Here is an 8,334-nt window from a genome sequence, read left to right on the forward strand (position 1 = left end):
ATCTTTTCTACTTTCAAAATATAATCTCACTTTCATTGAATTTCATACTAGCCTTAGGCAAGGGCGATTTGATGGTATAATAAGCACTTTCGCCTTTATAATTACCCTTATATACCCCTTGTGGGATGCTAAATTTTCTAGTTGTATCAGGGAATTTTTCCAAGTATTTGCTTAAAAATTCTCTAAACACAGGTGCAGCAGTCCTAGCACCCCCTTCTGTATAACGCATAGGCTTATTATTATCATTCCCATACCAAATAACAGCTTCAATTTCAGGTGTGATACCGCAAAACCAAGCATCAATGCTTTTATTAGTCGTGCCTGTCTTGCCTGCTACTTCTATATCCTTCACTCTTGCATTACGTCCTGTGCCTTTTTCAACAACATCTCTCATCATATCCAAGACCAAAAATCCTTGCGCTTCATCGCTTATTTTGCTTTCATATGCTTGAAATTCTAGCACGGTTTTGCCTTCTTTATCTTTAACTTCTCTAATGATTTGAGGTTCTTTTATCACACCGTAATTCCCAAACATAGTGTAAAATTTAGCAAATTCCAAAGGCGAAATCCCAAAACTTCCAAGAACTATAGAAAGATCAGCTGGAAGGTTTTTAAACCCCATATCTACAAGCTTAGAATGCACCACATCAATGCTTATATCAAGAGCAAGATTAATAGTAGCTAGATTCCTTGATGCTACAAGGGCTTGTTTTAAGGTAATAAGTCCTTGAAAGCTTCCTCCATAATTTTTAGGTTTCCAATCCTCATTATTGCCCGCACCCCCTTTAAAAATCCTTGAAATATCAGCTATTTCACTCATAGGAGAATATCCAAGATTTATAGCCACTTGATAGACAAAAGGTTTAAAAGCACTCCCAGGCTGACGCGTGCTTTGAGTAGCACGGTTATAATTGCTTTTTTCATAATCCACACCCCCAACCAAGGCTAAAACATCCCCATTTTGATGATTTACCACTACCATAGCACCATTTAAAGTACTTAAATTCGCATCCTTATCCCGCTTAATGATTTCATCATAGCCTAGTTTTAAAGCATTTTGTGCCATTTCTTGTACGTCTAAATCTATATTTAAAAAGATCTTATACCCCCCTGTTTTAAGATCTTTAAGGCTTAAGCTAAGCTGCCTCATGACTTCATCTACTACATAAGGAGCACTGTTTTGAGTAAGGGTTTGATCATAAACTTTAGGAATTTCTTTAAGGGCCTTATCATATTCTATCTTAGAAATCCAGCCAAGATTATACATTCTTAAAATAACATTATTTGCCCTTGAAATAGAAAGATCAAGATGCTTAGTAGGATCATAGCTACTAGGGGCTTTTGGCATGCCAACTAGCATAGCAATTTCTTTAAGGCTTAATTCATTTAAATTTTTATGAAAATACCCTTGTGCAGCTGTCTTGACCCCATAATACCCATGCCCAAAAAAGATAAAATTCAAATACCTTTCTAAAATCTGTTCTTTGCTTAAAAGCGTTTCCATTTTATAAGCAAGCAAGGCTTCGCGGATTTTACGCGTAATAGTCTTTTCAGAACTTAATTCTGTATTTTTGATAAATTGTTGTGTTAGGGTTGATGCGCCTTCCATAGTCTTACCGCCGCTTTTTATAATCTTTATCGCAGCTCTAAAAATCGCATCGATATTTACCCCATTGTGTTCAAAAAAGCTTGTATCCTCTATAGCTATAAGAGCTTCTATAAGTCGCGGAGGCAACTCCTCATAGCTAGCATAAAAGCGGTGCTGTTCAAAGACATTAGCTATAAGTCTGGCATTTTTATCATAAATTTGAGTCGTAAGAGGGGGTTTGTATTCTTTAAAAGTATAATCTTGCGTATCAGTGCTTGTAAAAAGATAAGCCACATAAACAAAGCCAGCTATCAATAAAAGAGTAAAGAATGAAAAAATAGCTTTTAAAATTTTCATAAATAAGCCTTTAAAGTCGGTATATCAAGTCCCAAAGCAGTGCTTAAATTCCCTGTTTGTTTAATGATAAAATCCTTATGAAAACCCTCACACATCATACATCCAGCCTTACCCTTATAAAGATCATTTTCCACATAAGTTTTTAAAGCCTCTTGATCAAAATTTTTAAAGTAAAATGTAGTTTTTGACACACAAAACACCCTTTTATTTGCTTTTATAAGCAAAAAAGCTGATAAAACACTAGCGCTTTTTCCATCTTGCAAAGCAAGCATTTCATAGGCTTGCTTTTGATTTTTTGCTTTGGTTAGAATTTTCCCACCCGCACAAACCACACTATCAGCAAAAAGTAAATCAAAATTTTCAAAGTCCTTTTGAAAAGCCTTTAAAAATTGTTTTTCTTTTTCAAGCACTACATTTTGGACATACGAAACAGCTGAAACATTTTTATCCAAATTCTCATCATAGTCAAAGCCAAACTGTTTAAACTCTATCTTTGCTTCTTTAAGCAAAGAGTATCTTGATGCAGAATGAGAGGCAAGTATAAGCATTAAAGTGCTTTTTTTACGAATTCTAAGGCTTGCTTTAAAGCCTCATCGATCTTTTGGATATATTTTCCACCCGCACTTGCAAAATCATCGCGTCCACCGCCATTGCCTCCTAGAATTTGCGCTATTTCTTTAATCCAAACTCCAGCCTTTAAAGGTGCATCTTTAACTCCAGCTGCAAGAGTGATTTTATCTTCTTTAGCCTGTATGAGTAAAATAGCAGCCTTGCTAAAACGGTTTTTAAACTCATCTATCATAGCCTTAATATCCCCACTATCAACGCGTTTAACACAGACTTTAACCCCATGGATATTTTCATGATCAAGTTCGCTTTTATGAGAATTTTTCAACTCATTTTTAAGATGAGAGATTTCATTTTTTAGCTTTTTAACAGTGCTTAAAATATCATTGCTTTTCAATTCTTCTTTGATCTTAGAAAGTTCTTCAAATTGATTTTTCACAAATTCCAAAGCCGCTTTAGAAACCACCGCTTCTATACGTCTTACTCCTGCACTCACACCGCTTTCTTTAGTGATATAAAAGCTACCAATTTGAGCTGTGTTTTTCACATGGGTTCCCCCGCAAAGTTCCTTACTTTCACCCAGGGTTAAAACCCTAACATTGTCTTGATATTTTTCATTAAACAAAGCAATAGCACCGCTTTTTTTAGCATCCTCTAAAGACATATTTTCTAAAACCGCCTCACTAGAGTTTATAATCATCTCATTGACTCTTTTTTCTATGCTTTGTAATTCTTCCTTGCTTAAGGCCTTATTATGCGTGAAATCAAACCTTAATTTATTGCTTTCAACCAAAGATCCTGCCTGACTCACCTGAGTCCCTAAAATTTCTCTTAAAGCATGGTGCAAAAGATGGGTTGCAGAGTGATGGCGTGCGGTTTGTTCTCTTTTTTCTTTATCGATTTTTGCATACACTCTATCATTGACTTTAAGTTCTTTTCCAGCCTTAACAAGACTAAGATTTAAGCCAAAAAACTTTTGCGTATCTAAAACCTCACGATCAGCTATCACACCTCCATCAGCACTCTGCCCTCCACTTGTAGCATAAAAAGGCGTATTATCAAGCATAACCCAGCCAGTATTTCCAAGGCTTGAAACTTCTTTAAAATTCTCATCTAAAAGACCTAGAATCTTACTTTCACATTCTGTTTTATCATATCCTATAAAACAATTCTCCCCCCATTTTTCAAGCAGATTTTTAAATTCTCCATTAACAGCCTTATCCCCGCTTCCCTTCCAAGAAGCCTTAGCACGCGTTTTTTGCTCATGCATCAAAGCTTCGAATTTAGCTTCATCCACGCTAAGATTTTTTTCTTTTAGCATATCCTCTGTTAAATCAAGTGGAAAACCATAAGTATCATAAAGTTTAAAAGCCACTTCTCCACTAAAAACCTTCTGCGTATTTAAAAGCTCTTCATTAAATATTTCTATCCCTTTTTCTATGGTACTTAAAAACCTTTCTTCTTCAAGATAAATTTGTTCTTTAACCCAATCTTTTTTTTCATTAAGATAAGTATAATGCCCGCCCATAAGCATACAAACCACTTCCACCAAACCATGCATAAAAGGTTCTTTAAATCCTAACAAATACCCATGTCTTAAGGCACGGCGTAAAATACGGCGTAAAACATAGCCTCTGCCTTCTTTATCAAAATTAATCCCCTGTGCAAGCAAAAATACGCTAGATCGTATATGATCAGCAATCACTCTAAAACTCACTCCACTTTCATAAACATAGCTTTTATGACAAAGCCTTGCAATTTCATCGATAATAGGCATGAAAAGCGAACTGTCAAAATTACTCAATTTTCCTTCTTTGATCGCACTAACCCTTTCAAGCCCCATCCCCGTATCAATGCTAGGCTTAGGCAAAGCACTTAGCCTTCCATCAGCACTTCTTTCATACTGCATGAAAACAAGATTCCAGATTTCTAAAAACCTATCTCCATCCCCTCCCATATAATCTTGCGCACTATGAAAATGTTCCTCACCCTGATCATAAAAAATCTCACTACAAGGTCCACAAGGCCCCGTATCTCCCATTTGCCAAAAATTATCCTTATCACCAAAACGATAAATCCTATCCTTTTGAATGTGCTTTTGCCACAATTTAAAGGCCTCATCATCATTTTCATGCACACTCACATAAAGCCTTTCTTTAGGCAGTTCTAAAACCTCACTAACAAATTCCCAAGCATAGGCTATAGCTTCTTCTTTAAAATAATCCCCAAAGCTAAAATTCCCAAGCATTTCAAAAAAAGTATGATGACGTGCGGTATAGCCTACATTATCTAAATCATTGTGTTTGCCTCCAGCTCTTATACAAGTTTGACAGCTTGTTTTACGCTTAGACTTATCACAAGGAATTTCTCCTGTAAAAATACTTTTAAAAGGTACCATACCAGCATTAGTAAAAAGTAAGCTTGCATCACTTGGGACCAAAGGACTTGAAAGAACAATCTCATGTCCTTTTGATGCAAAAAAATTTAAATAAGCTTTTCTAATATCCATAATTAAGTTTTCCTAAGAAATTTTTATAAAACCATATCATACCAAAATTACTTTAAATTAAGTAAAACTAAAATACAATAAACATTTTATTTTTCTCTACTAAGGTGTTTTATGAATTTTATCAATCTTCAAGCCCAATATCTTGCCTACAAAGAAGAAATCGACCATCAAGTCCAAACCATACTCTCAAATGCCTCTTTCATAGGTGGTGCAAAATTACAAGAATTAGAGTGCAATCTAGCCCATTTTGTAGGCATCAAGTATGCCATTACTTGTTCAAGCGGCACAAGTGCTTTATACCTTGCCCTAAGAGCCCTAGACATCCAAAAAGATGATGAAATCATAGTGCCTACTTTTACCTTCATAGCCACAGCCGAAGTCATAGCCTTAATAGGTGCTAAACCTGTCTTTGTAGATGTGAATTTAGCTAATTACAATCTTGATTTTGACGCTGTGAAAAAAGCCATCACTCCAAAAACCAAAGCCGTCATAGCAGTGAGTATGTTCGGGCAGATGAGTGATTTAAGAGCCTTAGAAGAACTTTTAAAAGAACAAAACATCACCCTAATCGAAGATGCTGCCCAAAGCTTTGGCGCAAGTTTTAAAAAAGAAAAATCCTGTTCCATAGCCAAAATCTCTTGCACCAGTTTTTTTCCTTCTAAACCCTTAGGAGCTTATGGGGATGGTGGTGCTATTTTCTGCCATGATGATGCCCTTGCTAATAAAATAAAAATTTTGCTAAACCACGGACAAACCGAGCGCTATAAGCATGAATTCATAGGTATAAACGCACGCCTTGATACCCTTCAAGCAGCCATTTTAAATGTGAAATTAAAGCATCTAGAACAAGAACTCCACCAAAGACAAAAAATAGCCCAAACCTACGATGCCCATCTAAGCAATTATTGTCAAATCCCACAAATTCATCCCAATGCCTTTAGTGTCTACGCACAATACAGCATCATAGTCAAAGACAGAGCAAGCCTCTTACAAAAATTCCAAAAAGCAAACATCCCTTACGCCATACATTATCCCATCCCTTTACACAAACAGCCTTGCTTTAGTGAATTTTCAAATTTAGAGCTTGAAAATGCGCAATATCTTAGCGATCATATCCTATCCTTGCCTTTTTCTCCTTTCCTAAGCCAAGAAGAGCAAGAACGCGTGATTGCGATTTTCAAGGATTAATCCATGACAATAGGCATCATAGGACTAGGCAAAATGGGGCAAAATCACCTAAACGAACTAGCCAAAAACCCCCATTTTCAAATCAATGCCTTATATGATCTTAAGCAAAATCATACCTTAAATTATCCTTTTTTCGACAATCTAAACGATTTTTTAAAACAAAAAAGCGATATTATCATCATAGCAACCCCTACAAACTCCCATTTAGAGCTTGCAAAGGAAGTATTTGCACATTCTAAAACCGTCCTCATTGAAAAACCCCTAGCACTTAATCTAGAGCAAATTACTGCTATCTCCCAGCTAGCCAAAAAGCACGAAGTCAAACTTGCAGTGGGCTTTTGCGAAAGATTTAATCCAGCCATCTTAAGCCTTAAAAAAGACCTTGCGAGTCAAAAAATCATTAGCATCAACATCCAAAGATTTTCCCCTTATCCTCAAAGGATCACCGACATAGGAATCTTACAAGACCTATCAGTCCATGATCTAGACTTATTAAGCTTTTTAAGTGATCAAAAAATCATAGATGCAAAACTCCTTGCAAAATCCACCAAAAACCCTGCAATGTACAGCGAAAGCATACTCTTATGTCAACTTGAAAACTCTATAGCCACCATACACCAAAGCTGGAATAGCACTCAAAAATTAAGAAAAATCCATCTCATCACCCAGGATCATTTTTACCAAGCAGATCTTAATGATTTTTCCTTATTAAAAGACGCAAAAAGTATAAGCACCCCTCATCACACTCCTCTTTTTGCACAGCATCAAGCCTTGTTGTCCCTAGCGACCAATCAAAGCCATCATCTAGCCAATGCTAATGATGCATATAAAGTACAAGAAATTTTAGAAAGGTTTATATGAAATTAGTTTTATTTTTAAATATGGGCGGAGCTTCGAATTTACAAGAATGCGAGCTTTTTTTAAAAAATATGTTTAATGATCCTTATATTTTAAACATTAAAAACAACTTTTTAAGAAAAACACTAGCATGGATCATCACCAAAGCCCGCAAAAAAGCCATGCAAGAAAACTACAAGCAAATGGGCGGTAAATCCCCTTTAAACCAACTCACTCAAAGCCTATGCGACAAACTCAATGCACAGCAAAATCATTTCCATTTTGACTTTGTCAATCTCTACGTGCCACCCTTTGCCAAAGAAGTCTTATTAAAATACTCTTTAAGTTCTAAAGATGATTTAATCCTTTTTCCTCTCTACCCGCATCACTCTTCTACTACTGTAACTACCTCGCTTCAGTTCTTACAAAAACAAATTCAAGCTTTAAAAATCCCCGCCAAATTAACAACCATAGATGTCTTTTATAAAGATCCTCTATACAATCAAATGATCCTCACTCACATCCTAGAAAAACAAAAGCAAAGCCAAGCAAAAATTTTGATTTTTTCGGCCCATTCCTTGCCCCTTTCTGTGATCAAAAAAGGAGATTTATATGAACAGCACGTAAACGAACATTTTCATATTTTAAAACAAAATCTAAAAGACCATTTCCAAGACTTCATCCTATCCTACCAGTCAAAACTAGGCCCTATAAAATGGCTAGAGCCAAGCACAAGCCAAATTCTAGCAGATTTAAAAGCTCCCGCCTTAATCTATCCCATATCTTTTTGCATAGATTGTTCAGAAACCATCTTTGAACTAGGCATAGAGTATAAATATCTAACCAAACACCCTTACGATCTCATATCCTGTCCTAATGATACTAAAGAATTCATCCATTTTATATTAAATACCTTGCAAAATCAAAGCTAATCCGCACACCCCATTCCTCTAAAAATAACACTATCTTTATTTGTAGTGTTAATAGTGCCTGTATTAATAAAATTTGTAAGAATAGAATAAGCAAAGTTAATGCCTTGATCATCGCTTCCACTTATAGCACCACTATTGATAAAATTAGTAATTCTTGTTTGCTTTGAAGTTTCTAAACCTTTCTTTGCTTTAATCACTCCTGTAATTTGTTAGGGTAGTATTACTAAAGATAACACCTGTATCTTTAGCCTGTATGGTGCCTTGATTGTAAAAATGAGTAATGGTGGATTTATGACGATCTTGAGCTGATTTGGATTGCTTTTGATCGTCGTTGCCACTATTAAATTCCACTCCTA

Annotated in this window: 7 protein-coding genes; 3 read left to right on the forward strand and 4 right to left on the reverse strand. The window is 35.7% G+C overall.

The window, feature by feature from the left end; all coding sequences use genetic code 11:
- Positions 1-13 precede the first annotated feature (13 nt).
- Genes GRQ01_RS06715 through alaS form a run of 3 tightly spaced genes read right to left on the reverse strand, consistent with a single transcriptional unit; the run spans position 14 to position 5,021 of the window.
- Positions 14-1,945: a penicillin-binding protein 1A gene (locus GRQ01_RS06715; protein WP_158335012.1), complete on the reverse strand. Its 1,932-nt coding sequence runs from the start codon at positions 1,943-1,945 to the stop codon at positions 14-16.
- The gene (maf, locus tag GRQ01_RS06720; RefSeq protein WP_158335013.1) at positions 1,942-2,493 is read right to left on the reverse strand and encodes a septum formation inhibitor Maf; all 552 of its coding nucleotides are present in this window, start codon (positions 2,491-2,493) and stop codon (positions 1,942-1,944) included. Before maf ends, GRQ01_RS06715 begins: the two co-directional genes overlap by 4 nt.
- Positions 2,493-5,021 carry an alanine--tRNA ligase gene (gene alaS, locus GRQ01_RS06725; RefSeq protein ID WP_158335014.1) on the reverse strand — a complete coding sequence of 843 codons (2,529 nt, stop codon included), beginning with the start codon at positions 5,019-5,021 and terminating at the stop codon, positions 2,493-2,495. The genes maf and alaS overlap by 1 nt, the downstream gene beginning before the upstream one ends.
- A 111-nt stretch (positions 5,022-5,132) precedes the next feature.
- On the opposite strand from alaS, the gene GRQ01_RS06730 reads away from it, so the two are divergent.
- Genes GRQ01_RS06730 through hemH form a run of 3 tightly spaced genes read left to right on the forward strand, consistent with a single transcriptional unit; the run spans position 5,133 to position 7,978 of the window.
- On the forward strand, positions 5,133-6,209 hold the full coding sequence (locus GRQ01_RS06730; RefSeq protein ID WP_158335015.1) for a DegT/DnrJ/EryC1/StrS family aminotransferase: 1,077 nt from the start codon (positions 5,133-5,135) through the stop codon (positions 6,207-6,209).
- A 3-nt stretch (positions 6,210-6,212) separates the two neighbouring features.
- Positions 6,213-7,070 (forward strand): Gfo/Idh/MocA family protein, encoded by an 858-nt coding sequence (locus GRQ01_RS06735; protein WP_158335016.1) that lies wholly within the window; start codon positions 6,213-6,215, stop codon positions 7,068-7,070.
- Complete coding sequence (gene hemH, locus GRQ01_RS06740; protein ID WP_158335017.1) at positions 7,067-7,978, forward strand: ferrochelatase; 912 nt, start codon at positions 7,067-7,069, stop codon at positions 7,976-7,978. The genes GRQ01_RS06735 and hemH overlap by 4 nt, the downstream gene beginning before the upstream one ends.
- On the opposite strand, the gene GRQ01_RS06745 is transcribed toward hemH, so the two are convergent.
- Positions 7,975-8,175 (reverse strand): hypothetical protein, encoded by a 201-nt coding sequence (locus GRQ01_RS06745; RefSeq protein WP_158335018.1) that lies wholly within the window; start codon positions 8,173-8,175, stop codon positions 7,975-7,977. The genes hemH and GRQ01_RS06745 overlap by 4 nt on opposite strands.
- Positions 8,176-8,334: the final 159 nt, after the last annotated feature.

This window comes from Campylobacter bilis, from assembly GCF_016806695.1.
In the GTDB taxonomy this organism is placed as follows: Bacteria; Campylobacterota; Campylobacteria; order Campylobacterales; family Campylobacteraceae; genus Campylobacter_D; species Campylobacter_D bilis.